This window comes from Caulobacter sp. SL161 (assembly GCF_026672375.1).
Lineage (GTDB): Bacteria > Pseudomonadota > Alphaproteobacteria > Caulobacterales > Caulobacteraceae > Caulobacter.
The window spans coordinates 3887754-3908741 of record NZ_JAPPRA010000001.1 but is presented as its reverse complement, the minus strand read 5'-3'; the positions used below and the strand labels follow the sequence as shown (position 1 = coordinate 3908741).

Genomic DNA, 20988 nt, shown 5'->3' with positions numbered 1-20988 from the left:
CTAGGCTATCGGCACCGAGATGTGCTCGAGCGCGCGACCTCCGCGATTGTAACCGGCCACGCACGATCCTTCGTCCTTGTCGGCGTCAACGACCTTCAGGCCCATGAAGGTTGTAGGCTGCGGCGAGCGCAGGGCGTCCGCCGTCGCGGCGGTTGGGGCTGTCAGTTGATCGAGGATTTCACGACAATCGCGGAAGAGATCCATGTCGGGACCGGTTAGGCGAATTTCGGCCGGCTGAACGCCTTTATCCTCGAGTGCCCAGCCAGCGGCCGTGACCACTCGTCGGAACTCGGGAAAGTTAAGATTGGACATCGTCGCGCTCTCTCGCTTTCGCAGCGGCGGCATAGTCGCGATCTGCATCGGCCTGGGCAAGGGCTTCGATCAGGCGCACCAACGCAGGGTCGAGCGCTGCGCCTTGCGGCGTGCGCTGAGGGTCCTGGTGCTGGCGCGCGGCGGCCTTCATGCGGCTGCTCGAAGACGCTCGGCGCGCGCCACGCATCGGCCTAGGCGCAGCATGGCTTCCAGTTTCTCCTGGGTGTAGTGAGCGTCCGCTTTAGCGCGCTCCTGGCTTAAGCGGGCGGCGTATGCGGACTTCTCCTTCTTACCTTTGCGGGGTTCGAGGCCTGCGCGCTGGCGAGCCCAGCTTTCGACGTAGCGATCAAGCCGTTTGACCTCGTCCCGCGCGATCTCCTCGTAGAAGGCGGCGCGGAAGCGGACTGCCTGCCGGGGCCAGCGACCGCGCGTGCCCAGCTCGCGATGTAAGATCCGGCAAAGCCATGCGCGGGCGCGAAACTCCTCGCGCCTGGTGATGTGATCAAAGCCAGTGAGCCTGCCTGCTTCCCGGTGCTCGATGCGTTGTCGCGACGCCCGACGATGGCGGATTGTCCGCAGGAAGTCGGCGGCCACTGCGCGGATCGCCGCAGCGCGATCCGGATATTGAGGATCGTAGTGAGCCGGGCAAAAGCCGGCAAGCCACGCGCCGTTGTTCAGCGGGACCACCCCCAGGAGGTGATGTTCGGCCGGCGTCCACAGTCGCCAGCAATCCTCGCCCTCGGCCCACCAGTGGCTGTTGTAAGGGTGCTTGCCGTCGGCGCGAAGCGGGCCTCGGTAGTTCCTGTTGAGCGGGTCGTGATCGAACGGGTCCATCAGCAGCCTTCGGGGGCGACGTACTCGGTCGGGAAGAACCCCCGCGCGCCGCTCAGCGGCATGAATGGCAGGGGGCGAGCGTCCGCGAGCGTGAAGCCGTATGGACCGCAGAACCAGAGGCTTCCGTGCGTGCTTACGCATCCGGTGATGGTGGTCACGCCAACGATGCCGCCGCGCTGCACCTGGTGCGTTTCGAGCGCATGCTGATAGGCGGCCTGGATCTCCGAGCAACCGAAGGCCGCCATGCCTGGGGTCGGGTGGATGCCTAGTCGCAGGAGGTCGTGCGCCTCGCTGTCAAAGCCCTTGCCGGTGTGGACCAGGATCGGCCCGCGCCGATGCGTCCGCCAGGTGCGGTTCTCGATGTCCTTGTAGCCGTTGACGATGAGCCAAGCCCACGGCTGGAGGATCGACAGGGCGACGGTGGGTAGAGGCTGGGCTGTCATCGCCCGGCCTCCTGTTCAAGGTAAGCCTGGTGGTCGCCCTCGCCCTCTACCCAGGCGTTGGCGCAATCGTGGCAGAGGTCCTCGCCATCCAAGTTTGTGATCGCGAAGCGATCGGGATGTACGTGGCAGCCGGCGTAGAGGCGGACCAGCTGCTTGTGGAAAACTTCCTCGCCCTTTGGTGCTTCGATCTCCTTCAGCGCAGCTTCCTCGCGATCATAGGCGCTCCAGGTCCGATCGCCCGACTTGAGCAGGTAGGTGATCAACCACAGGCGAGGCGTGAGGCCGACCAAGAGATCGGCCTTGTCTTCGGCCGAAAAGACCCGGTTCTGCATCTCGGCCAAGGCCTCAGACCAATAGGGTCGAAGGCCCGCAAGATGCCTGCGGATCTCGTCGACGGTGACCATTTTGGGGTCGCGCGCCCAGCGCGCCCGATAAGCGCTGTCAGCTCGCGCGCGTGCCGTCGCCTCGTTGATCAGCCGCTGGTTTTGTTCGGTCAGCTCGGCGATCACCGCCTGGGTGGCCTCGTCGTGGGATAGCCGCGCGCAGAAGGCCAGGGCTGCCTTCTCGCAGATGGTGCGGTCCTGGTCCGACAACGCCGCCCAGGTCGTCGTTTCGGCACGGGCGGTGACGAGGCTGTCGAACAGCTTCTCGCCCAGGCTCTTGGTTCCGTCAGCCATGGGCGAGGGTCTCCTGCTGCGCCATGAGCGCCTTGGCCTCTTCCTGCGTGGCGATCTCGAAGTACGGTTCGCGCCGGCCGCGCGCGTTTACGACCTCTAGCTTTTGGAACTTGAGGAGCCCGCCGAGCGTCCAGTCGCAGCCGCGACCGGGCGGCTCGCCGCGCTTGTGCGGGCCGGCGTTTGTCCAGCGCCCGACGCAGCTAAAGCCGATGTAGCGCTCGACCTGGTCCTCCGTTTCGCCAGCGCCCGCCGTCAGCAGGGATTGCATGTTCTGGACAGTGCCGCAGATCGGGCACTTCATGGCGATGAAGCGGCGCTCGCCGACGTCCTGGGCTTTGAAGCGCTGGTGCAGTTCCTCAACGGTGATGACTTCGACCATCACGCCCTCCCGATGGGGTTGAGCAGCTCGGCGGCAGCCTGACGGTTGCCTTCCTCGAGGTTGGCGATGACGATCCGCATGTAGTCGTCGGCCGTGCCCTTGGTCTGGTCCTGAAAGGCGAGGCACTTGCCGGTGATGTTGGCGACGACCGCGAGGATCTCGACCTGAGAAAGCTCGTACTTGCGCATAACGGCGACGAGTTCCTGATACAGGGCCTCGTGCTTGTCGTTCGACGGCTGCGGCTTCGGGGTCATGGCTGCACCGCCGATCCAAGCGCATCGACCACGTAGGCGAACAGCTCGCTCGGCGAGAGCTGGAAGCGGTCGAAATCGTAGTGGAAATCGACGCCGCGTCGGCAGACACTGTTGGCGTGTAGCGACGTCTCCACGGTCTTTCGCATGAGCGTGACCACAACGCCTTCGCATGGCGTTTGGTGGTATTCCATGGGCGGCATGACGTACTCGTCGCCCGCCTCGTAGAACTCGGGCGCGCGGGGGATGACGTTGACGTCGGCGACCGGGTAGCTAAGCCGCCCGCCCTTGTCGCTACGCGGGCCGTTGTGGCTGATCAGGACGTGCGAGCCTGTCTCCGGCTTCACAATCTCCAGGTCGACGCGCTGATTGACCTGAGTGCCCTTCAGGACGCGTGATACGAAGCCGAAGCGGTGATTGTGGATCGCTGAGTGCTCATAGCAATCGCGGCGCGGTAGATCCGGATGCCAGACGTGCAGCCGTTGGTTCCCGCCCAGGATGAGCTGGATGAACCCTAGCCCGTGAAGGCTGATGGTTTCCTTGGTGGGGGTGAAATCCTTCACGGCCGCGCCTCCGATCCCAGCGCGCCGGACGCGTCGGCGATCATCATGGCGAAGTTGGCGACGTCCGCAGCCTCGCGGCCAATTCTGTCGGGGTCTGCATCGCCGAACAGAGCTGAGCGCCACGCTAGAGCTTGAGACAGCTCCTCGGCTTCTTCCAGCAGACGCTGGTAAAGAGCGTCACTGGTATCGCCCTTCCATCCGCCCTTGTGGTCGTTCGCGCGGAGCTGCTGTTCCATCAGGTCCGCAAACGCGACGACCTCTGGGCGCCACGCCGGTCCCTCCGCCGCGACGAGCTGACGCCGCGCCTCCTGCACTAGCTTCGCCTGTTCGACGGCATCGTCGATCGCTTTGTGGAAGGTGCCGCCGGTATGTTGGAGCTTAAGGCCGGCGAGGTCGTAGATCGTGCGGCAATCCCTGGCGGCGTTGTAGCGCCATGGCGTCTTACGGCCTAGAGCGTGGTAGGCGGCGGCCAGGATGCTTTCGTCGAAGCTAGGGCCGTTGCACCACAGGCGGTCGGCCTTCGCATCGATCGGGGCCAGGGTCTCGTAAAACAGATTGAAGACGTTGAGCGCATCGGACAGGGCCATGCCCTGCCCGTCGAATTCTGAGCGCGCCTCGGGCGATTGGGCGGCCCACCAGGCCTCGGTGTCGGGATCAACCGTTAAGCCGGCGGCCTCGCACGAGGCGCGGTCGATGATCAGGTATAGCGTTTCGCCCATCGGGCCGCCGTTCGGGTCAAAGGCGACCGCACCGATAGAGCGGATGACGCAGCCAGGCGTCGTGCCTAGGGTCTCCAGGTCGAGCATTATATCGGCCATCAAGGCCTCCTAAGGTTTTTGGGGTTCAGCCTTGGCGGCCGGAAAAAAAACGGAAGAGCGAGACAAGCGCGTGCCACAGCGCGGCCGAGGCGGCTGCGGCGAGCGTCCAGCCGATCAGGCGAGGCCAGCGCTTCATGGCCGGGCGCTCAGGGCTTTGAGCACGGCTGCCATCTCGGCGTGGCGAGCGCCGATGTCGGAGGCGAGCTGGGCGGCGTCGCTGAACCGGCTGATGCGAACGGCGTTCGCGACGCTGTCGCCCGTCTTGAGCAGCTCGGCCGATCGCGCCCATCCGGTGGCCTTGGCGGTGTAGTTCTCGGCCTCGGTGGCGTGATAGGCGACGATGTCGGCCAGGGTCGGAGCGGGCTGGGTCATGCCGCCCTCGCCTGCTGAGCTTGCGCCTTGGCGGCGCGCACGCGGGACATGATGTCGCCCGCGATGTGCATGTAGTCGCCGCGATGATCGGCCGTGACCGTTTCCCAGGTCGGGAAAGGGGTCAGCGACGGACGGCCATCGGTGCGGGTGGCTTCCCAGGTGGCGTCGGCGACGGTGCGCGCGATCAACAGGCGGCGCGCGCCGTCGTTCATCTCGCCGGCCTGCCGCAGGGCGGTAAGGACATGCCGGGCGCACAATCGCCAGGACTGGCGTTCCGCCGCGTCCAGCTTGCTCCAGGTGGGGAAGCGGCGTTGGGCGCGATAGCCGGGTTTGATGTGCTCGATGCGCGCCCAGGTCGCCTCGGCGATGGCCTCGGCCATCAGATCGACGGCCGGGCTTGTTGCGGGGGCGGCGGTCATGCGACGCTCCAGTGGAGCAGCAGCTTGCCGCTACGGCGGTAGAGCCTGACGTCGCTGAAGCGTCCCGACCCGGCAAGGGTTTCGCCGACGATCATGCCCTCGCCCTCGCTCTTGGCGGAGATGTAGAACGGGGCGTCCAGCCCGGCCGGGGCCGGCGAGGTCATCTGGAGGGCGAGCAGGTAGTCCCATCGTCCGCCCAGGTGCGCGGCGGCGTCGAACCAGTGGGGGTCCATTTCCTCGCCGTCATCGTCCTCATCTTCGGCGAACGGCGAGCCGTCGTCAGAGTCTGCAGCTTCGGATGGGGCCGGTTCCTCGGCCTTGGCCGGATCGACCAGCCAGGGCGTCACGTACTTGACGCCCGAGGCCTCGAGCGCCGTCAGGTCGCCGGTGTCGAGCGTCTCATGGCGCATGCCCTCGAGGCGTTCATCATCAACCTCGCCGATCAGGTTCCAGGCGTCCTGCGTCAGATAGGCGATAAAGCCCGATCCGCTGGCGGCCTGGCCAAAGCCCAGCATGCGCTTGTGCTGAAGGCGGCTGGCCAGTTCGGCGCCCGGGCCGGTGTGGAACGAGAAGACGCGACATCCACGGATCGCGCCGCCGCGCGTATCGACGCCGTCGAACGTGGTCTTATGGGCGATCTCGGCGATCGTCAGGAACTCGTCGTCCTCCAGGTTGCCCGGATTGTTCGCCTCGTCGCGAACGGCGCTCGTCGCCTCGCTGGCTGGAGCGGCTGCCTTGCCGCCGAGGGCTGCGTAGAGGGCGCTGGGGTCTTGAGCGGAGGGCGCGTTGTTTGCGGCGCGTGCGGCTCGCAGATCCTCTAGGCCTGCGACGGCCTCGGGCGAAGAGGCCCCGTGCTCTTCAATGGCCGCGCCATAAGCCGTTGCGGCCGCGTCGATCGTCGGCGCGGTCTCGTGGCTATCTCCAGCGTCATCACCGTCGACCGCGAGAACCTGCCGGGTGAAGCTGTCGCGGCGATCGTCGGAGGCCTGAGTTGGCGGCTCCGGGCTGGGTTCGGGCGCCGGCGGTTGCGGCTTGGGCGGGTTGATGAAGTCGGTGGCGTAGCGGCCCGCGTCCGACGCCAGCCGCTCGCCCATTGAGCCCAGGGCGTCGATGCGCAGCGTCTTGAGCGCCGCGTCGGGGTCGGCGTCGAACTGGTTGTCGGCCAGCCATTCCCGGGCGCGGTCGGTCACGCCTGCGAACACGGCCTGATCGACGCGCATGTCTTTGACCAGGCCAAGATCCTCGGCCTCGGACCAGAAGCCGCCGCCGGGCGGAACCGAGATCCGCGTCAGCCCGTCGGGGCCGTCGCAATCGCTGAGCTGCTTGAAGGCCAGCTCCATGACCAGCAGCGAGACGCGGCTACGCTTGTCCAGCACCTGGCGCCATTTGGGCGTCTTGACCGTCTCGCGAAGGTCTTCCCAGGTGAAGGTGCGCTTGACGCCCGCTTCGCCGGTTTCCTTGGCAAGTGCATAGGTGGCCTCGCTTTCGAGGTACTTCTGCTTGTCGGCCTCAGTGGCTTCCTTGGCGACCTTGAGCGCGATCTGAACGGTTCGCTCGTTCCAGCCGACTGTCTTGGCGATCTGTTGGGCGGTGCGCTTGTGGCGGATCGACAGCGTCAGGAAGCCCTCGGCGGCTTCCAGATTGTTGAGGTCGGATCGTTGCAGGTTCTCGACGAGACCGGCCTCCAGCCGCGCCAGATCGTCACCATCGTCGAGGCGGCAGAGGATCGTCTTGTCCGCTGTCCACCGGCCCTGTTCGATCAACAGACCCCAGCCGCGCCAGCGACGTTCGCCCATGACCAGCACATAGCCCGAGCCGTCGGCCGCAGGGCGCACGGCGGGCGATTGCAGCATGCCCTGGTTGGCAAGGCTGTCGGCCATTTCGAAGATGGATGACGTCGACAGGCCCGAGCTGGTGCGCGCGTTCTCCGGATCGGGCAAGATCTGGTCGTGACGGAGGGCGACATAGCCAGCGGGCGCTGCGGCGACGTCGGCGCCGTCGGCCCGGTCCAGGGCCTCAAGAGCAGCTTGAGCCGCCAGCGTCAGACTGGCGTCCAGCGGCGACAGATTGGCCAGCGACAGCAGGCCGTCGTCGGCCATCCGGGTCAGGCTGCGCCGCAGATTGCTGGGGTCGCGTTCGAGGGTGCGCGCAAGATCGCTGACGGTCTCGAACTTCGATGACCTAAGGGCGCGCAGAATGTCGGCGTTTTCCAACGCCATGACGGTCAGGGCTGACATGGGATGCTCCTAGAGCGGCTTGAAGCGGTGGGCGGAAAACCAGCCCGTGTGCGTGTCCAGAACCAGACGCTTGCCGTCGGGCGAGGCGCGTCGAACCCGGACGATGTCGTCCTTGGCGAAGGGCGGGCGTCCCTTGCCGGGCATCTTCAGGTCGGTCAGGTCGACGACGCGCGCGGCGTCGCCTTCGCGCCAGCGCGTCATCGGGTGGTCCTTGCGGCTCTGAGATTGGAAAGGGCGGTCGCCACTTCGTCGAAGGCTAGGCCCTCCCAGACGAAGGCGTAGGGCTCGTGGGGCCTGCCGATCGGGTGGATCGCGGTTTCGGTCGCGCCGCAGGGCGAGATCTCGACCTCGTCGGGTGCGCGCTCCAGTCGCGTCAGCAAGGCGTGAATGGCCTGGCCGGGGCGGCGGCTGGTCACAAGGTATCGGCGCTTGCGGTCGCTGGCCGCTGCACTGGCGCAACCCTTGGCGAAGGGCGTCAGGTGGAACAGCACGTCGCGCTTTTCCGGAGCGATCACGGTGATGTTCACGTCCAGGCCCCCGACATGATGCGGGTGACCGCCGCGTCGATCGTGTCGATCGTCTCGGCCTCCTCGTCACTGACGCCGATGTCGAAGGTCTCTTCGATGTCGAGCACGAGCTGGAGCCTGTCGAAGCTGTCGGCCTTCCAGTCGTTGGCGATGCTGGCCTCATCCGACAGCGCGCGGCGAGGATCCTCGCGCCCGGCGCCGACGCGTTTTTGCAGCAGATCGCGGACGCGGCGGGCGCAAGCGGCGCGGACGGCGTCGGCGGTGGCTTGGGCGTCGTCGGCCATCAATGCAGCCTCCGCAGCAAGCGCGCGATCATGCCGGCGGGCGGTTGCGGCAGCGGCAGGACGGCCGGCGCGCCATCAAGGGCGTTGGCCACATAGGCCGGGAGATCGAAGCGGCCGGTCCTCGCGTCGAACGCGGCCTCGATCGCCGCAGCGGGCAGGGCAATGCGGTCGCCGAGATAGGCCGTCGCGGCTTGCGCAGCCCAAAGGTCGTTGGTGTTCAGCGCGTCCTGGCGCTCCAGCCACGCCAATGCGTCACGCTGATAGGGTTGCAAGTCGAGCGCGTGCTGATCCCAGCTCGGTGGCTCGCTACGGCGACGGGAGGCCGCCCATTCGGTGAGGGAGATGACCTCAGCCGAACGGCGTTCGGGTGTTTCGGGCGCAACGGACGACGACATGACGGCCTTTGACCGCACCGGAGCGATCGGGAACCGAAATCGGTTCTCAACGCCCTTCCAGTCCCAGACGAACACCCCGTGTGCTCGCTCGTCCGGTGCGGGTGACCATAGCGTTTGCATATTGCAAACGCTGTCGTCAAACAAAAAGTTTGCAAACTGCGAACCCGGCGGTTTGCAGTTGGAGCGGCTATCGGCGATTTTGCTCCGAGCTGCCAATGACTAGGCGTCGAGGTTCGGCGCAATAGAAGTCGCTTCGATCCATGCAGCCGGCTGTTACGGTAAGGGTGCCTGCTGCTTCGCTGGTCTTGACCGGGCAATTGAAGGTCGGAAGCATCGCGTCGCGCACCACCTCGGGGGCGTTTCCGTGAACGTAGCTAAGGTCCCAAGCGCCAACGAAAGCGCGTTGCGCGCGGCTGATGCCCGCGGCGCAAAGCGTGATGCCGTTTATGCCTCGGCTGGCTTCCAGGTCTAGTTGGTGTTCCTTGCGGGCGCGATCAGCTCTCAGTTCAGCGAGATCGGGACTTTCAGCCAGCACCTTTTCTAAGTGGCTATCTGTCTGATCGGCGTCGTTTCGGCCGTAGGCCAAGAAGAGAGTTGCCGCCAGCAAACACAAGAGTGCAATTGTTCGGATAACTTCTTTCCGTGCTTTCAATTGCAGCGGTCTCATATTGAGAGCCTTGTTTGTAGCCGCCTAGCGGTCGGAGGCGGCCTTCCGGAAGGTTTCGAGCACCTTCATCGCCTGAGGTCTCTGGTCCTCGGCGATCTCCAGCCAGATGTCGATTACGTCGCGCGGAAGGTCATAGGGATTGTGATCGATGATGGCGCCGGGCTTGGTTTTCAGAACCGGTGCCAGTCGGAAAAGCCACTTAGGCGATAACTGCCTTTCGCCGGTCTCCAGCAGGCTGATCACGGACTTGGTTGTTCCGATCTGCTCCGCCAGGTCCTCCTGAGACAGGCCTCTGAAGTTCCGCCAGTCGCGAAGGTGGTGCAGGGGCTTGTCGGCGCTTTCCATGTTCGCAGTTTGACGTACGGGCACCTTCGCGTCGTCACGCAGGTTGCAAACCGCACGGGTTGCCAAAGAGTTTGCAATATGCAAACCCTCGGTCATGGAAACCGCAAACCTCACCCGGTCGAGCGAGGATCTTGGCGAGAAGCTGAGGTCGCTTGGCATTTCCAAGGGCTACGTTTCGCAGCTTGTGAGCGGCGCGCGCACGCCGTCGCTTGAGCTGGCGGTTCGGATTGAGCGCGAGCTGGGCATTCCGCCGAGCGCATGGCTTCCGGCTGAGAGGGATTGATGTCCTATCTCAGTGGAGACTGGCAGATCCGAGGGCACGCTTCGCAGCGCGCCTTCAAGACGCGCCTGGACACCGCCTCGGCGGTCGCCAAATGCGGCGCGCGTCGCAGCGTCGCGCGCCCTTTCGGTGTTTCTTTGAGCGAGCGGCGCGTGATGGCTCGAACGATGCGGGCGCACTCGCTGGCGTCGCTGTCGGCTACGTCGCTGAGCAGTCTGTCGACAAGCACCATGTATGCGCTCGTGAAGTCGACGGGGTCGTTCGCGGGCGAGATCGATGCCTCCAGGTTGGCCTTCACCGCCATCGATCTTGTCCCGACCGGCGTCGGGTCGCAGATCTTCGCTACATCGAAACGCGTACGCGGCATACACACCCCCAACGGTTGCGGATGCTGCACACTGCGCGCTCGCGGTCAAGTCGCAGGCTATCTGATCAGCAACTCGTTCGAGAGTTTGTCGGCCCAAATGATGGCGCGGTCGCCGTCGGGCGCTGTCGGGCGCTGGTCTTCGATCACGCGCATCAGGTTCACCAGGAACTTCTCGCCCTGGCCTTGCTGGCCAAGGGTTTCGGCAAGCGCCAAGGCCAGGATCGTCAAGGCGCGAAACTCGTCGGACGGGCGTGTAGTCGGTTCGTCGATCATGGCCACCGCATACAGCGTGGCCGTGGAATTGGACGTTAATTTGCATGGTGCGACGCCGCGACACATTGCCGTCGAACCAGAGTTGACGGGTGGGTGGCAAACTCGCTCGCGCTGTATTTCCGCCGGGTCATCCGACGGGCCTGCTCAACATCAGGGCGCGCTCGGCGATGTCGCCCAGCGTGTCCAGCATGACGCCGCGCCGGGCCGGATCGTCGGCTGGTGTCGGATCGGTCAGCGGGGTCGCGAACACACGGCAGGCCGTGGCGGCTTCGCCAGGCGTCAGGTGTCGGATGCGAGCGCCCAGCAGGATCGCGCTGGCGTGCGCAAGGGCCTCGATCTGGCCCTTGATGATTGTCAGGTCATTCATCTTGTCCCTCCGGTTGCAGGCGCCATCAGGCTTGTAGCCTCGCCGGGCGGACACGTCGTTTGCGGTCGGCGCGCTGCTTTGCAACGCCGGCCCCGCCATCGCGTGACGGGTCCCCGCCTTCTTCTCGTCATCGCGCGCGCCGCTGGCATCCGCCTCGCCAGCGGCGCGATCCCCTTCCTCAACATTCGGAGCTGGGCATGACCAAGCGTCGCGTCCCCGCGAGCTTTCAGGACGCCGTCGCCACGATCGGCGGCTTCCTCACCTATCCGGTTGCGGCCGAAGCTGTCGGCAAGGCCGAGCGGACCGTGCGCAACTGGTCCGATCCGGACACCGGCGCCCTGCCGACGATCGAAGACGCCTTTCGTCTGGACGCGGCGTTCATCGCGGCCGGTGGCGGTGATCCGCCGATGCTAGCCGCCTACGCCATGCGCCTGGAGCGCGCCTCGATGGCGTCGGCCGGAGCCGCCGAGGTCGCCGCCAGCATGAAGACGGCGGTCCGCGAGGGTAACGAGGCCGTCAACGCCATGTTCGAGGCTCTCGAGCGTGGTGGCGATCGGTTGGCGCGTGAGGTCGCCGCGCGCGAAGCGCTCGAGGCGGCTGACGCCTTCAAAAGCGCGGCGCAGAAGCTGGTTAGCGGCGGGGGGCAGGCATGAGCCGTTACCCTTCACGCTCGTCTGGCTATGTGAGCGGCCTGCCGCGTCGATCGGTTCCGAGGGCGCCCGAACGCCGTTCGCCTGATCGCCGGGCTTGGATCACGATGTTCGAGTTCGCGATCAAGGCCTTCGATGCGCCTTCCGAGACGCCCTACGACTTCGCCAACAGCCTGCGCGGCCTGACCGGCGACAACTTTCCCGTCGAGCGCGGGGATATCCGGGCTCGTTGGGCCAAGTCGTTTCTGGAGCGGGCGCGCCTCTGGGTCGATGGGGGTGCAAGCACCCGAACGGCGTTCGCCGCGGGCCTGGCCGCCGACGCGAAGGCTTTCACCGACTTTCTGATCGAACAGGGCGCGGCTCAAGCGGCTGCGAGCCGCCAACGCATGGGGATGGAGGACTAGATGTCGCGAGGGGGTCATACGGCTTCGGCGCTGAGAACGGCTGGTGGCGCGCTTTCGGATGTGGGCGTGCTGCCGCGCAGTCGGATTGAGCGCTACGAGATGGACATGGTGCGCGAGCGTCGCCGCACGGTGCGCGCCAGTTGGCAGGCTTGCGCCGAGATGGTCGGCCGATCGGTTCACGACGTCCGCCTGGCCTGCGATCCGGACTACCGGCCCGATTTTGCCGCGCCCGTCACCAAGCCTCGCCTGCGGATGCGCGATCTCGATGATGTCAGCCTGAGGGTGCTCAACCTGCTGGCCGAGGCCGACCAGGACCATCGCGACAACCGCCGCAAGCTGCCGGACATCGCCATCTCCGAGCTGGTGACGCGGCTTGCCGTCGGCTCCAACAAGATCGGCCGTCTTCTGCCTGGGCTGGAAAGTCGGGGCGTTGTCGTCTCGCGTCGTCTGAGGACTGGCCGTTTCGCTTGGCGCCTCAGCCCGATGGGGCGTGAGCTGGTCGGCGCCGATGGCTGAGCGCTCCGCCTATATCGCGCCAGCCAATGATGCGCCCGCGCGCCCCATCGACGTGGTTTACTTCGCAGGGGCCGGCGGGTCGTCTGAGGCCTATCGCCTAGCGCTCGGCCGTCACCCCGATGTGGCCTTGAACCACAACGCGGTCGCCATCGGCGTCCACATGTTCAACTGCCCCGAGACCGAACACTTCATCGCCGACGTGTTCGACATTGATCCGACCGTGATCCGGCCGGGCGTGAAGTGGCGGTCTTTCTGGGCCTCGCCCGACTGTCGCCATTTCAGCAAGGCCAAGGGCAGCGCGCCTGTGAGCCCGCGCGTGCGGGGTCTGGCTTGGGTGGTGGTCAAGGTCGCCAAGCTGCTCGGCGATCTCGCGCCCGACGTGATCTTCCTCGAAAACGTCGAAGAGTTCGTCGACTGGGGGCCGCTGCTGCCGCCGGACGACAAGGGTGTCCAGCGGCCCGATCCGGCGCGGAAGGGCGAGACGTTCGGTCTTTGGTGCAAGCGGCTGCGTCAATGCGGCTATGTGGTCGAGTACAAGGTCGATTGGATCGCCGCCGACTTCGGCGCCCCGACCACGCGTAAGCGGCTGATCCTGATCGCGCGCCGCGATGGCCAGCCGATCGTGTGGCCTGAGCCGACGCATGCGCCGCGCAAGGTGGCCAAGAGCAAGGGGCTCAAGCCCTATGTTCCGGCCGCCGACTGCATCGACTTCTCGCTGCCGTGCCCGTCGATCTTCCTGACGCAGGCGGAATGCCGCGAGCGGGGCATCCGGGCCAAGCGGCCGTTGGAAGAGGCGACCCTGGCGCGCATCGCCAAGGGGGTGATGCGCTACGTCATCGCCTCGGGCGACCCGTTCATCGTGCCGATCCAGAACTGGTCGCACGAGCGCGTTCACGACATCGACGATCCGCTGCGGACCATCACGGCCTATCCGCGCGGCGGCGCGTTCGCCCTGGTCCGGCCTGAGATGGCGGCCGGTCCGTTTGTGACGCCGCTGACGCATCATGGCGAGGGCCGGTTCTATGACCCGCAAGATCCTCTGCGCACGGTGACCGCCGCGCATCGGGGTGAGCTGGCTCTGGTCCAGCCGACGCTGATGGGTGGGGCGATTGTGGGGTGCGGGTCGCGGGCCGGTCAAAGTCCGCCGCGCGGACTGGATGATCCGCTGGGCACGGTGATCGGCAAGGCCGATCGCTGTGTGACGGCGGCCTATCTGACCAAGTTCAGCGAGAACAGTATCGGGGAAGATCCTGGCGAGCCGCTGCATACCGTGATGGCGGGCGCGCCGCGCCATGGGCTGGTGACCCAGTTCCTCACCAAGTTCCGCGCGGGCGCGACGGGATCGGGCCTCGAAGATCCGATGCCGACTGTGACGGCCAACAGCTTCAACGTGCGGCCCGGTGGCGCAGTGCCGCTGGGCGTAGTGTCGGCCTACATGGAACAGGCCAATACCGACATGGTCGGGCGCGATATGGTTGACCCGGTCTCGACCATCGTCAGCAAGGGCTGCACTCAGCGGCTGGTGACGGCGATGCTGTCTCATGCCTACACGTCGAATACGGCCGGCGGTGAAGGTGATCCCGAGCAACCGGCCAAGACGATCACGGCCGGCGGCAACCATCACTATCTGCTGCAAATGCCGCTGGCTGAGGGCGGGGCTCCGATCTCGGATCGCCTGAGCGCGTTCCTCGTCAAATACTACGGTACCGCCGAGGGTCAGGATCTTCGTGATCCGCTCCACAGCGTCACGTCGCGCGCGCGCTTTGGTCTGGTCTATGTGCGTGGCGAGCTGATGCAGATCACTGACATCGGCATGCGCATGCTGACGCCGCGCGAACTGGCGGCGGCGCAGGGCTTCCCGAAGGCGTATCGCACCGATCGCCGGATCGACTTCGCGACCGGCAAGGTCGAGCCTGTCACCAAGACCGACGAGACGCGCCTGATCGGCAACAGCGTGTCGCCGATCGCCGCCGCGCCGTTCATCCGCGCCAACCTGCCGCTTGAGGCCGAAGACGTGCGGGTGGTGGCATGACGAACGCCGTTCGCGACTATGACGCCTTCCTGGCCGCCAAGGTGCCGCCCGCGCCGCGATGCGGGTTCGAGATCGGCGATGAGGTCATCCACCCGCTGCTGAAGCCACACCAGCGCGCGATCGTGCGATGGGCGGTCTGGCGGGGGCGCGCGGCCATCTTCGCCGCCTTTGGCCTGGGCAAGAGCGTGATGCAGTTGGAAATCGCGCGGATCATGCGCGACCTGGTCGGCGGGCGGGCCTTGATCGTGATGCCGCTCGGCGTGCGTCAGGAGTTCCGCAAGGACGCGGCGATGCTGGGCATCGACGTGACGTTCATCCGCCGCATCGAAGAGGCGACAGACCCTCGCGGGATCTATCTGACGAACTACGAGACGGTGCGCGACGGCAAGCTGGACCCGAACCACTTCTCTGTGGCCTGCCTCGACGAGGCCTCATGCCTTCGCGGCTTTGGCGGCAGCAAGACCTTCCGCGAGTTCATGCGGTTGTTCGACAAGGTCGCCTATCGCTTCGTTGGCACCGCCACGCCATCGCCGAACGATCACATCGAGCTGCTGGCCTACTCGGCCTTCCTCGGCGTGATGGATGTGGGTCAGGCCAAGACGCGGTTCTTCAAGCGCGACAGCGAGAACGCCGACAATCTGACCCTGCATCCGCACAAGGAGCAGGAGTTCTGGCTCTGGGTCGCCAGTTGGGGGCTGTTTGTGCAGCGCCCGTCAGACCTGGGGTTCAGCGACGAGGGTTACGCCCTTCCCGAGCTGAAGGTGATCTATCACGAGGTGCCGGTCGATCACCGCGCGGCGGGTGTCGAGAAGAGCGGGCAGCATCGTCTGTTTCAGGACGACGCTCACGGCATCGTCGGCGCCAGCAAGGTCAAGCGCGACACGCTTGAGGCTCGCGTTCTGAAGATGTGCGAGATCCTGCGCTCCGATCCGGACGAGCGCTACATCCTCTGGCATGACCTGGAGGCCGAGCGCGCGGCGATCGAGGTGGCCGTTCCGCAATGCGTCAGCGTCTATGGCGCGCAAGATCCCGACGCTCGCGAAGACGCCATCGTGCATTTCAGCGACGGCTGGTTCCCCTACCTCGCGGCGAAACCGGTCATCGCCGGGTCGGGCTGTAACTTCCAGCGTCACTGCCACAAGGCCGTGTTCCTGGGCATCGGCTTCAAGTTCAACGACTTCATCCAGGCCATTCACCGCATCCAGCGGTTCCTTCAGCAGCATCCTGTCGAGATCCACGTGATCTACGCCGAGAGCGAGTGCGCGGTGCTGCGGAACCTTCAGGAAAAATGGGCTCAGCACGAGGAGATGGCCGCAACCATGAGCGCGATCATTCGAAACTATGGCCTGTCGAACGCCGACATGGCTGGGGTCCTGACGCGCGCCATGGGCGTCAAGGATCGGATCGTCGTCGAGGACGAGGGCTATCGTCTGGTCAATGACGACACCGTGCGCGAGACGCGCCGCATGGCCGATAGCAGCGTCGACCTGATCGTCACGTCGATCCCATTCTCGACGCAGTACGAGTATTCGCCCAACTACGCCGACTTTGGCCACACCGACGACAACGAGCACTTTTGGCAGCAGATGGACTATCTGGTGCCGGAGCTGCTCAGAGTCCTGCAGCCTGGGCGCGTGGCGGCCATTCACGTCAAGGATCGGATCGTGCCGGGCGGCATGACGGGGCTGGGCTTCCAGACCGTCTATCCGTTCGCCGACGACTGCCGCGTGGCTTTCCGGCGCCATGGCTTCGCCTATCTCGGCGAGAAGACCAACCTGACGGACGTGGTGCGCGAGAACAACCAGACCTATCGGTTGGGCTGGTCGGAGCAGTGCAAGGACGGCTCGCGCATGGGCGCGGGGCTGCCCGAGAAGGTTCTGCTGTTCCGCAAGCCGCCCTCGGATCGCTCCAACGGCTATGCCGATCTGCCGGTGGCCAAGGACAAGGACAGCTACACGCGGGCGCGCTGGCAGCTCGATGCGCATCACCTCATGCGCTCGGCCGGTGATCGTCTCGTCGCGCCCGAGGAATGGGCCAAGTTCGAAGACGCCGATCAGGTCTACCGCCTCTGGAAGGGCTTCAACCTCCAGCGGCTTTATGACTTCGAGCACCATGTCCAGATCGGCGAGGCGCTAACGGCGGTCGGCCGTTTGCCGCCGACGTTCATGCTGCTGCCGCCGCATTCCTGGCACGATGATGTCTGGACCGACGTGGCTCAGATGCTGTCGCTCAACACGGTACAGGCTCAGAAGGGCGCTGAGAAACATCTCTGTCCGCTGCCGTTCGACATCGTCGATCGTCTGATCACGCAGTTCAGCATGCCCGGCGAGATGGTGTTCGATCCGTTCGGCGGGCTGATGACCGTGCCCTTCCGGGCGATCAAGCTTGGCCGGCGCGGATGCGCGAACGAGCTGAACCCCGCCTATTTCCTGGACGGCGTGAAGCACGTCGAGGCGATGGCGCGCGAGATGGCGACGCCGACCCTTTTCGACCTCATCGGCGAGCGTCCAGCTCCAGCGACGGAGGCCGCGTAAGGTCATGGTGAGTGTCGGTGAAGTCGCCAGGGTGCTCGGTCGCGGGTGTTTTCCCCTCAAGCGCGAAAGTGACTGCCAGTTGGCGATCGACGCGCATCTGCGCGCGGCGTTTCCGGGCGTAGCGATCTCTCGTGAACATCGCCTAAGCGGGCGTGATCGGCCTGACTGGCTGATTGATGGCCGGTTTGTCGTCGAGGCCAAGGTCCATGGCGCGGTCCGGGCAAAGATCGAACGGCAGTTGCAGCGCTATGCCGAGCATGCCGCCGTCGAAGGGATCGTGCTGGCCACCGGCCGGAGCATCATTCTGCCCGCCACGATCGGCGGCAAGCCGGTGGCTGTGGTCAACCTCGGGGAGGCTTGGCTGTGATTGATCCGAAGTCTGTCAGCTTTCCGGTTTACGGGGCCGCGCTGGCGGCGGGCGTCGACTATGGCGTGGCGCTGCGTTGGATCGACGCGTCTAGGCGGCTTCAGGCGATCTGGTTTGGGGATCGGGCGGCTGAGCGGGTGCGAGAGGCCTGGGATGAGGGTGTCGCCATGCATGGTGAGGACGCTATGTGCGATCTCGCCGAGCGTCTGATCGAAGCCTTTCGCGAGGGTAGGCTCTTGCCGCTGGCGCCTCTGGTGTCGGCGCCATGAGGAGCGTGCAGTTCTTTCGGCCAATCCCGGTCGTGGTCCCGCCGGGCCTCACCGCCGATGAGCGCTTGTTGGCGGCATGGGCGGGGCGGCCTGACCCAGTGCCAGACGGGCGTATCCTAACCGTGCGCGAAGCGCGGCTGAGGCTCATCCGTTTGCGGCGCGAGCGCGGCATCGGCCCGGATGGGAGGGTCGCGTGAGGACCTATGGAAAGCTGGCGCGCGCTGGCGAATGCTGGGTGCTTGAGGACGTCGAGCCCCACGTTGCTATCAAGCTCAAGGCGATCTTCCCTAGCGTGCCCAAGGCCTCGGCCGGGCCGTTCAAGTTGCCGGCCAATGAGGCGACTTCGGCCGACGTGAGTTGGTTCTTGCAGCGCTACCCCTTGCAGGCCTCTGCCGGTGATCTGGCCGAGCTGGAGCGGCGACGAACGGCGTTCGTGCGGGTGCAGGACGAAATGGCCGCCATCCTGGCGCCGGACTATCAGCCGACGCTGCTCGCGGGCCTGCGTCCTGGCCAAGAGATCCGGGCGCACCAGGCGCGCGCAATCGAGATGGTGCGGCGGTTTGGCGGCGTGCTGGTCGGCGACGAGATGGGGCTGGGCAAGACCTATACCGGCGGCGGGGCGTGCCTGTTGCCCGGCGCGCTGCCGGCGACCGTCGTCTGCCCGACGCACCTGCGAGGCCAGTGGGCTCAGAAGCTGCGCGAGTTCACGACGCTCGAACCGCACGTCATTTCGACAACGAAGCCCTACCCGCTGCCGCCGTGCGATGTGCGGGTGTTCTCCTACACCCAGCTCCAGGGCTGGGCGGACGTGCTGGATATGCTCGGGACCGGTCTCGTGATCTTCGACGAGGCGCATGAGCTGCGGCACGGAACCGACACCCAGAAGGGTGTCGCGGCGCTGCGTCTAGCCGAAGCCTCGGCGATGCGCATGGTGATGACCGGCACGCCGGTGTTCAACTATGGCAACGAGATCTGGCGCATCATGCAGTACTGCCGCCCTGAGGTGCTGGGCGAGTACGAAGACTTCGCGCGCGAATGGTGTGGTAGCGGCCGGGAAGTCCAAGATCCTGAGGCTTTGGGCACGTATCTGCGAGAGCAGCATGCGATGATCCGCAAGGTCTCGCCGGGGCCAAAGCCCAACATCATCGTCCAGACGATCGACCATGAGGTCGAGGCCCTGGAGCGGGTCGAGCACCTGGCGCACGCGCTGGCTATCCGGGCCTCGACGGGCACGTTCGAAGAGCGCGGTCAGGCCGTGCGCGAGCTGGACATGATGATGCGGCTCAACACGGGCGTCGCCAAGGCCAAGGCCGTGGCGAAGTACGCTCGGATCGTGGCCGAAGCGGGCGAGCCGCTGATCCTTCTGGGCTGGCACCGAGACGTCTACGACATCTGGCTGAGCGAGCTGAGTGACCTCAATCCGGTGATGTACACCGGTACCGAGACGCCAGCGCGCAAGGAAGAGGCCAAGCGCCGTTTCCTGGCTGGAGAGAGCGATATCTTCATCATGAGCCTGCGCTCGGGCGCCGGGCTCGACGGGCTCCAGGCCCGCGCCAAGGTCACCATCTTCGGCGAGTTGGATTGGTCGCCGCAGATGCATGCGCAGTGCATCGGGCGTCTCAATCGCGAGGGTCAGGCCTGCTGGCCAGAGCCGGTGACGGCGATCTTCCTCGTCGCTGTCGATGGCTCCGATCCGCCCATGATGGACGTCAACGGCCTCAAGGCCAGCCAAGCGCACGGCATCGTCGATCCGGGCGAAGAGCGCATCGTCACGCGCGATGTCAGCAAGCTCCAGAGCCTGGTGCAGCGGTACCTCAACCGGTCGGAGGCAGCATGAAGCGCGAGAACTTCTATCGCCGAGATCCTGGCGCGGCGCTCCAGGGCATGGTGTCGATGACGCTGGAGGAGCGTGGGGTCTACAATACGGTCATCGACCTTTTGTACCTGACGTGGCGCCCGCTTGAGGACAATCGTGGCTACATCGCAGGGCATTGCGGCTGCGCCGTTCAGAAGCTCAATCCGATCCTCAATCGGCTTATCGAAAAGCGGAAGCTGATCCGCTTCGAAGTCGATGGCGAGCACTACATCTCTAACGCCAAATTCGAGGACGAGAGGCGCTCGGTTAAGGGCGTCACGACGCGGTCAGGTCGGGCGGAAGTCGGGGAGAAGTCGGCAGGTGTCGAGGAGAAGTCGGAAGGTGTCGGAAAGAACCCGCCACTTCTCGACCTTGAAAGCGTTGAAAATCAGACACTTACAGCCCTAGACAAGAGTAGACAAGACAAGAGTAGTTCGGAAGCTATCGCTTCCTCACCAGGCGTATGCGCGCGCGACCTCGATGAGGTTGTCGAACAGGTCGTGGGGGCGCTCTGGGGCGTGTGGCCCGAGGTTGGCTTGCGCCGGTCGGGCAAGCGGGAGCTGCGCAAGGTCATCCGAGCTGAGCTAGTCGCTGGCGCGGCAGCCGAGCGGCTGATCGCTGCGGGCTCGGCCTATGCTGCGGACAAGTCCGCCTGGGGATCGAGCGGCCAGCCGAAGGCGATCGCCGAATGGTTTGCGCTCGGGCGCTGGGCTGACTTCGTGCCAGCCGTCGCTGTCGTTGCGGCTGCCGTGGACCTTTTCCGCTTCGAAGGCCCGCCGGAGCTGCGGCGAAAGCTGTGCGAGACGCAGGGCGAAAGCTTCGTGCGGAAGTACCTCGATCCGGCCCGGTATGACCCTGGAGGGCAGGCTGTCTTGCCAGCAAATGGGTACGCTCGCGATGAACTTGCGCGAGCATGGTTTCCAATAAAATCAATGGGCTATGTGCTCGGAGACGTTCAAAGAGGGGTGGCGTGATGGCTGACTTTGGTGGTGGTGAGGATGGTGCTGACCTGGTCGGCCGGTGGTGTGTCGTGGTCGCCAAGCCCGGCATGGATCGCACCGCTCGTGCGCGCTTGGAGGCCCAGAAGTTCGAGGTCTATGTGCCTCTAGCGGTGAGCGAGGCGCCGAAGACGCCGCGCAATCCGAAGGGCGGTCTGAACATCCGGCCGTTCTTCCCTCGGTATCTGTTCGTCCGGTTGAGCGACGCATCGATCGGATGGTGGCGGTCGATGTACGGCACGATCGGCGTGTCCTCGGTCTTCGTCGGGCCTGACCAGCGTCCTGTTGCCGTGCCACCGCGCATCATCGAAGCGCTTCAGGCGCGGGAAGAAAACGGGTTCATCAAGGTCGCCCAGGCCGCGCCTGAGCCCGAGCGCTGGCAGCGTGGCGATGCTGTTCGGTACGCGGGTGAGGCTGGAGACCTTGACGCGATCTTCGTTCAGCCGGTTGACAAGACTCGCGCAGAGATCTTATTCAACCTACTCGGACGCGAGACGTCCAAAGTCGTCACCTTGGCCACACTGAAGTAAGGCTGGGTGCGGCAGCCATCTAA

General features: G+C 65.5%; 32 protein-coding genes. 11 read left to right on the top strand and 21 right to left on the bottom strand.

Translation table 11 applies throughout. From position 1 onward, the window contains the following. The 18 genes from OVA11_RS19260 to OVA11_RS19175 all read right to left on the bottom strand — a co-directional run bounded on the left by OVA11_RS19260 (position 1) and on the right by OVA11_RS19175 (position 9619). Positions 1 to 312, bottom strand: coding sequence for a hypothetical protein (locus OVA11_RS19260; protein ID WP_268068837.1), 312 nt, complete (start codon positions 310 to 312; stop codon positions 1 to 3). Continuing rightward, positions 299 to 463, bottom strand: coding sequence for a hypothetical protein (locus OVA11_RS19255; RefSeq protein WP_268068836.1), 165 nt, complete (start codon positions 461 to 463; stop codon positions 299 to 301). The genes OVA11_RS19260 and OVA11_RS19255 overlap by 14 nt, the downstream gene beginning before the upstream one ends. After that, positions 460 to 1146, bottom strand: coding sequence for a hypothetical protein (locus OVA11_RS19250; RefSeq protein ID WP_268068835.1), 687 nt, complete (start codon positions 1144 to 1146; stop codon positions 460 to 462). The genes OVA11_RS19255 and OVA11_RS19250 overlap by 4 nt, the downstream gene beginning before the upstream one ends. Beyond that, complete coding sequence (locus tag OVA11_RS19245; protein WP_268068834.1) at positions 1146 to 1589, bottom strand: ASCH domain-containing protein; 444 nt, start codon at positions 1587 to 1589, stop codon at positions 1146 to 1148. Before OVA11_RS19245 ends, OVA11_RS19250 begins: the two co-directional genes overlap by 1 nt. Further along, entirely contained in the window at positions 1586 to 2266 is a 681-nt protein-coding gene (locus OVA11_RS19240; RefSeq protein WP_268068833.1) for a hypothetical protein, read from the bottom strand. The genes OVA11_RS19245 and OVA11_RS19240 overlap by 4 nt, the downstream gene beginning before the upstream one ends. After that, the gene (locus OVA11_RS19235; RefSeq protein WP_268068832.1) at positions 2259 to 2645 is read right to left on the bottom strand and encodes a VVA0879 family protein; all 387 of its coding nucleotides are present in this window, start codon (positions 2643 to 2645) and stop codon (positions 2259 to 2261) included. Before OVA11_RS19235 ends, OVA11_RS19240 begins: the two co-directional genes overlap by 8 nt. Then, positions 2645 to 2899 carry a hypothetical protein gene (locus tag OVA11_RS19230; protein WP_268068831.1) on the bottom strand — a complete coding sequence of 85 codons (255 nt, stop codon included), beginning with the start codon at positions 2897 to 2899 and terminating at the stop codon, positions 2645 to 2647. The genes OVA11_RS19235 and OVA11_RS19230 overlap by 1 nt, the downstream gene beginning before the upstream one ends. After that, positions 2896 to 3459 carry a hypothetical protein gene (locus OVA11_RS19225; protein ID WP_268068830.1) on the bottom strand — a complete coding sequence of 188 codons (564 nt, stop codon included), beginning with the start codon at positions 3457 to 3459 and terminating at the stop codon, positions 2896 to 2898. Before OVA11_RS19225 ends, OVA11_RS19230 begins: the two co-directional genes overlap by 4 nt. After that, positions 3456 to 4277 (bottom strand): 3'-5' exoribonuclease domain-containing protein, encoded by an 822-nt coding sequence (locus tag OVA11_RS19220; RefSeq protein ID WP_268068829.1) that lies wholly within the window; start codon positions 4275 to 4277, stop codon positions 3456 to 3458. Before OVA11_RS19220 ends, OVA11_RS19225 begins: the two co-directional genes overlap by 4 nt. 132 nt (positions 4278 to 4409) lie before the next feature. Then, positions 4410 to 4649, bottom strand: coding sequence for a hypothetical protein (locus OVA11_RS19215; protein WP_268068828.1), 240 nt, complete (start codon positions 4647 to 4649; stop codon positions 4410 to 4412). Continuing rightward, positions 4646 to 5068: a hypothetical protein gene (locus tag OVA11_RS19210; protein ID WP_268068827.1), complete on the bottom strand. Its 423-nt coding sequence runs from the start codon at positions 5066 to 5068 to the stop codon at positions 4646 to 4648. The genes OVA11_RS19215 and OVA11_RS19210 overlap by 4 nt, the downstream gene beginning before the upstream one ends. Further along, positions 5065 to 7305, bottom strand: a complete 2241-nt coding sequence (locus tag OVA11_RS19205) for a ParB N-terminal domain-containing protein (protein ID WP_268068826.1) — start codon at positions 7303 to 7305, stop codon at positions 5065 to 5067. Before OVA11_RS19205 ends, OVA11_RS19210 begins: the two co-directional genes overlap by 4 nt. Before the next feature lie 9 nt (positions 7306 to 7314). Continuing rightward, a complete protein-coding gene (locus OVA11_RS19200) occupies positions 7315 to 7506 on the bottom strand; it encodes a hypothetical protein (RefSeq protein WP_268068825.1) in 192 nt (63 codons plus the stop codon). Then, complete coding sequence (locus OVA11_RS19195) at positions 7503 to 7832, bottom strand: hypothetical protein (RefSeq protein ID WP_268068824.1); 330 nt, start codon at positions 7830 to 7832, stop codon at positions 7503 to 7505. Before OVA11_RS19195 ends, OVA11_RS19200 begins: the two co-directional genes overlap by 4 nt. After that, on the bottom strand, positions 7829 to 8116 hold the full coding sequence (locus OVA11_RS19190; RefSeq protein WP_268068823.1) for a phosphopantetheine-binding protein: 288 nt from the start codon (positions 8114 to 8116) through the stop codon (positions 7829 to 7831). The genes OVA11_RS19195 and OVA11_RS19190 overlap by 4 nt, the downstream gene beginning before the upstream one ends. Then, entirely contained in the window at positions 8116 to 8586 is a 471-nt protein-coding gene (locus OVA11_RS19185) for a hypothetical protein (protein ID WP_268068822.1), read from the bottom strand. Before OVA11_RS19185 ends, OVA11_RS19190 begins: the two co-directional genes overlap by 1 nt. A gap of 112 nt (positions 8587 to 8698) precedes the next feature. Next, positions 8699 to 9178 carry a hypothetical protein gene (locus OVA11_RS19180; RefSeq protein ID WP_268068821.1) on the bottom strand — a complete coding sequence of 160 codons (480 nt, stop codon included), beginning with the start codon at positions 9176 to 9178 and terminating at the stop codon, positions 8699 to 8701. A 24-nt stretch (positions 9179 to 9202) separates the two neighbouring features. Further along, positions 9203 to 9619: a helix-turn-helix domain-containing protein gene (locus OVA11_RS19175; RefSeq protein WP_268068820.1), complete on the bottom strand. Its 417-nt coding sequence runs from the start codon at positions 9617 to 9619 to the stop codon at positions 9203 to 9205. Here OVA11_RS19175 and OVA11_RS19170 point away from each other — a divergent pair. After that, positions 9618 to 9806 carry a helix-turn-helix transcriptional regulator gene (locus OVA11_RS19170; RefSeq protein ID WP_096053966.1) on the top strand — a complete coding sequence of 63 codons (189 nt, stop codon included), beginning with the start codon at positions 9618 to 9620 and terminating at the stop codon, positions 9804 to 9806. The genes OVA11_RS19175 and OVA11_RS19170 overlap by 2 nt on opposite strands. A gap of 4 nt (positions 9807 to 9810) precedes the next feature. Here the strand turns inward: OVA11_RS19170 and OVA11_RS19165 are convergent, their stop codons facing one another. The 3 genes from OVA11_RS19165 to OVA11_RS19155 form a co-directional block, all read right to left on the bottom strand. Then, positions 9811 to 10107 carry a hypothetical protein gene (locus OVA11_RS19165; protein WP_268068819.1) on the bottom strand — a complete coding sequence of 99 codons (297 nt, stop codon included), beginning with the start codon at positions 10105 to 10107 and terminating at the stop codon, positions 9811 to 9813. Positions 10108 to 10227: 120 nt separating this feature from the next. Continuing rightward, on the bottom strand, positions 10228 to 10443 hold the full coding sequence (locus tag OVA11_RS19160) for a hypothetical protein (RefSeq protein ID WP_268068818.1): 216 nt from the start codon (positions 10441 to 10443) through the stop codon (positions 10228 to 10230). Between the two features lie 127 nt (positions 10444 to 10570). Next, on the bottom strand, positions 10571 to 10810 hold the full coding sequence (locus OVA11_RS19155; protein ID WP_268068817.1) for a hypothetical protein: 240 nt from the start codon (positions 10808 to 10810) through the stop codon (positions 10571 to 10573). Positions 10811 to 11007: 197 nt separating this feature from the next. On the opposite strand from OVA11_RS19155, the gene OVA11_RS19150 reads away from it, so the two are divergent. From OVA11_RS19150 to OVA11_RS19105, 10 genes are all read left to right on the top strand, one after another. After that, complete coding sequence (locus OVA11_RS19150; protein ID WP_268068816.1) at positions 11008 to 11463, top strand: hypothetical protein; 456 nt, start codon at positions 11008 to 11010, stop codon at positions 11461 to 11463. Further along, entirely contained in the window at positions 11460 to 11864 is a 405-nt protein-coding gene (locus tag OVA11_RS19145) for a hypothetical protein (RefSeq protein WP_268068815.1), read from the top strand. Before OVA11_RS19150 ends, OVA11_RS19145 begins: the two co-directional genes overlap by 4 nt. Then, positions 11865 to 12380 (top strand): hypothetical protein, encoded by a 516-nt coding sequence (locus OVA11_RS19140; protein ID WP_268068814.1) that lies wholly within the window; start codon positions 11865 to 11867, stop codon positions 12378 to 12380. Beyond that, positions 12373 to 14412, top strand: a complete 2040-nt coding sequence (locus OVA11_RS19135) for a DNA cytosine methyltransferase (protein WP_268068813.1) — start codon at positions 12373 to 12375, stop codon at positions 14410 to 14412. Before OVA11_RS19140 ends, OVA11_RS19135 begins: the two co-directional genes overlap by 8 nt. Beyond that, positions 14409 to 16946: a DNA methyltransferase gene (locus OVA11_RS19130; RefSeq protein ID WP_268068812.1), complete on the top strand. Its 2538-nt coding sequence runs from the start codon at positions 14409 to 14411 to the stop codon at positions 16944 to 16946. Before OVA11_RS19135 ends, OVA11_RS19130 begins: the two co-directional genes overlap by 4 nt. Before the next feature lie 4 nt (positions 16947 to 16950). Next, positions 16951 to 17313 (top strand): hypothetical protein, encoded by a 363-nt coding sequence (locus tag OVA11_RS19125; RefSeq protein ID WP_268068811.1) that lies wholly within the window; start codon positions 16951 to 16953, stop codon positions 17311 to 17313. Then, on the top strand, positions 17310 to 17582 hold the full coding sequence (locus tag OVA11_RS19120; RefSeq protein ID WP_268068810.1) for a hypothetical protein: 273 nt from the start codon (positions 17310 to 17312) through the stop codon (positions 17580 to 17582). The genes OVA11_RS19125 and OVA11_RS19120 overlap by 4 nt, the downstream gene beginning before the upstream one ends. 193 nt (positions 17583 to 17775) lie before the next feature. Continuing rightward, a complete protein-coding gene (locus OVA11_RS19115) occupies positions 17776 to 19419 on the top strand; it encodes an SNF2-related protein (RefSeq protein WP_096053503.1) in 1644 nt (547 codons plus the stop codon). Beyond that, a complete protein-coding gene (locus tag OVA11_RS19110; RefSeq protein WP_268068809.1) occupies positions 19416 to 20411 on the top strand; it encodes a DUF1376 domain-containing protein in 996 nt (331 codons plus the stop codon). The genes OVA11_RS19115 and OVA11_RS19110 overlap by 4 nt, the downstream gene beginning before the upstream one ends. Next, the gene (locus OVA11_RS19105; RefSeq protein ID WP_268068808.1) at positions 20411 to 20965 is read left to right on the top strand and encodes a transcription termination/antitermination NusG family protein; all 555 of its coding nucleotides are present in this window, start codon (positions 20411 to 20413) and stop codon (positions 20963 to 20965) included. Before OVA11_RS19110 ends, OVA11_RS19105 begins: the two co-directional genes overlap by 1 nt. The last annotated feature ends 23 nt before the right edge of the window (positions 20966 to 20988 follow it).

Excerpts from the sequence above, each read along its gene's own strand:
- OVA11_RS19260 (WP_268068837.1), bottom strand. The coding sequence starts at position 312 with ATGTCCAATCTTAACTTTCCCGAGTTCCGACGAGTGGTCACGGCCGCT.
- OVA11_RS19255 (WP_268068836.1), bottom strand. The coding sequence starts at position 463 with ATGAAGGCCGCCGCGCGCCAGCACCAGGACCCTCAGCGCACGCCGCAA.
- OVA11_RS19250 (WP_268068835.1), bottom strand. The coding sequence starts at position 1,146 with ATGGACCCGTTCGATCACGACCCGCTCAACAGGAACTACCGAGGCCCG.
- OVA11_RS19245 (WP_268068834.1), bottom strand. The coding sequence starts at position 1,589 with ATGACAGCCCAGCCTCTACCCACCGTCGCCCTGTCGATCCTCCAGCCG.
- OVA11_RS19240 (WP_268068833.1), bottom strand. The coding sequence starts at position 2,266 with ATGGCTGACGGAACCAAGAGCCTGGGCGAGAAGCTGTTCGACAGCCTC.
- OVA11_RS19235 (WP_268068832.1), bottom strand. The coding sequence starts at position 2,645 with ATGGTCGAAGTCATCACCGTTGAGGAACTGCACCAGCGCTTCAAAGCC.
- OVA11_RS19230 (WP_268068831.1), bottom strand. The coding sequence starts at position 2,899 with ATGACCCCGAAGCCGCAGCCGTCGAACGACAAGCACGAGGCCCTGTAT.
- OVA11_RS19220 (WP_268068829.1), bottom strand. The coding sequence starts at position 4,277 with ATGGCCGATATAATGCTCGACCTGGAGACCCTAGGCACGACGCCTGGC.
- OVA11_RS19215 (WP_268068828.1), bottom strand. The coding sequence starts at position 4,649 with ATGACCCAGCCCGCTCCGACCCTGGCCGACATCGTCGCCTATCACGCC.
- OVA11_RS19210 (WP_268068827.1), bottom strand. The coding sequence starts at position 5,068 with ATGACCGCCGCCCCCGCAACAAGCCCGGCCGTCGATCTGATGGCCGAG.
- OVA11_RS19205 (WP_268068826.1), bottom strand. The coding sequence starts at position 7,305 with ATGTCAGCCCTGACCGTCATGGCGTTGGAAAACGCCGACATTCTGCGC.
- OVA11_RS19200 (WP_268068825.1), bottom strand. The coding sequence starts at position 7,506 with ATGACGCGCTGGCGCGAAGGCGACGCCGCGCGCGTCGTCGACCTGACC.
- OVA11_RS19190 (WP_268068823.1), bottom strand. The coding sequence starts at position 8,116 with ATGGCCGACGACGCCCAAGCCACCGCCGACGCCGTCCGCGCCGCTTGC.
- OVA11_RS19180 (WP_268068821.1), bottom strand. The coding sequence starts at position 9,178 with ATGAGACCGCTGCAATTGAAAGCACGGAAAGAAGTTATCCGAACAATT.
- OVA11_RS19170 (WP_096053966.1), top strand. The coding sequence starts at position 9,618 with ATGGAAACCGCAAACCTCACCCGGTCGAGCGAGGATCTTGGCGAGAAG.
- OVA11_RS19175 (WP_268068820.1), bottom strand. The coding sequence starts at position 9,619 with ATGACCGAGGGTTTGCATATTGCAAACTCTTTGGCAACCCGTGCGGTT.
- OVA11_RS19165 (WP_268068819.1), bottom strand. The coding sequence starts at position 10,107 with ATGGCGGTGAAGGCCAACCTGGAGGCATCGATCTCGCCCGCGAACGAC.
- OVA11_RS19160 (WP_268068818.1), bottom strand. The coding sequence starts at position 10,443 with ATGATCGACGAACCGACTACACGCCCGTCCGACGAGTTTCGCGCCTTG.
- OVA11_RS19155 (WP_268068817.1), bottom strand. The coding sequence starts at position 10,810 with ATGAATGACCTGACAATCATCAAGGGCCAGATCGAGGCCCTTGCGCAC.
- OVA11_RS19150 (WP_268068816.1), top strand. The coding sequence starts at position 11,008 with ATGACCAAGCGTCGCGTCCCCGCGAGCTTTCAGGACGCCGTCGCCACG.
- OVA11_RS19145 (WP_268068815.1), top strand. The coding sequence starts at position 11,460 with ATGAGCCGTTACCCTTCACGCTCGTCTGGCTATGTGAGCGGCCTGCCG.
- OVA11_RS19140 (WP_268068814.1), top strand. The coding sequence starts at position 11,865 with ATGTCGCGAGGGGGTCATACGGCTTCGGCGCTGAGAACGGCTGGTGGC.
- OVA11_RS19135 (WP_268068813.1), top strand. The coding sequence starts at position 12,373 with ATGGCTGAGCGCTCCGCCTATATCGCGCCAGCCAATGATGCGCCCGCG.
- OVA11_RS19130 (WP_268068812.1), top strand. The coding sequence starts at position 14,409 with ATGACGAACGCCGTTCGCGACTATGACGCCTTCCTGGCCGCCAAGGTG.
- OVA11_RS19125 (WP_268068811.1), top strand. The coding sequence starts at position 16,951 with ATGGTGAGTGTCGGTGAAGTCGCCAGGGTGCTCGGTCGCGGGTGTTTT.
- OVA11_RS19110 (WP_268068809.1), top strand. The coding sequence starts at position 19,416 with ATGAAGCGCGAGAACTTCTATCGCCGAGATCCTGGCGCGGCGCTCCAG.
- OVA11_RS19105 (WP_268068808.1), top strand. The coding sequence starts at position 20,411 with ATGGCTGACTTTGGTGGTGGTGAGGATGGTGCTGACCTGGTCGGCCGG.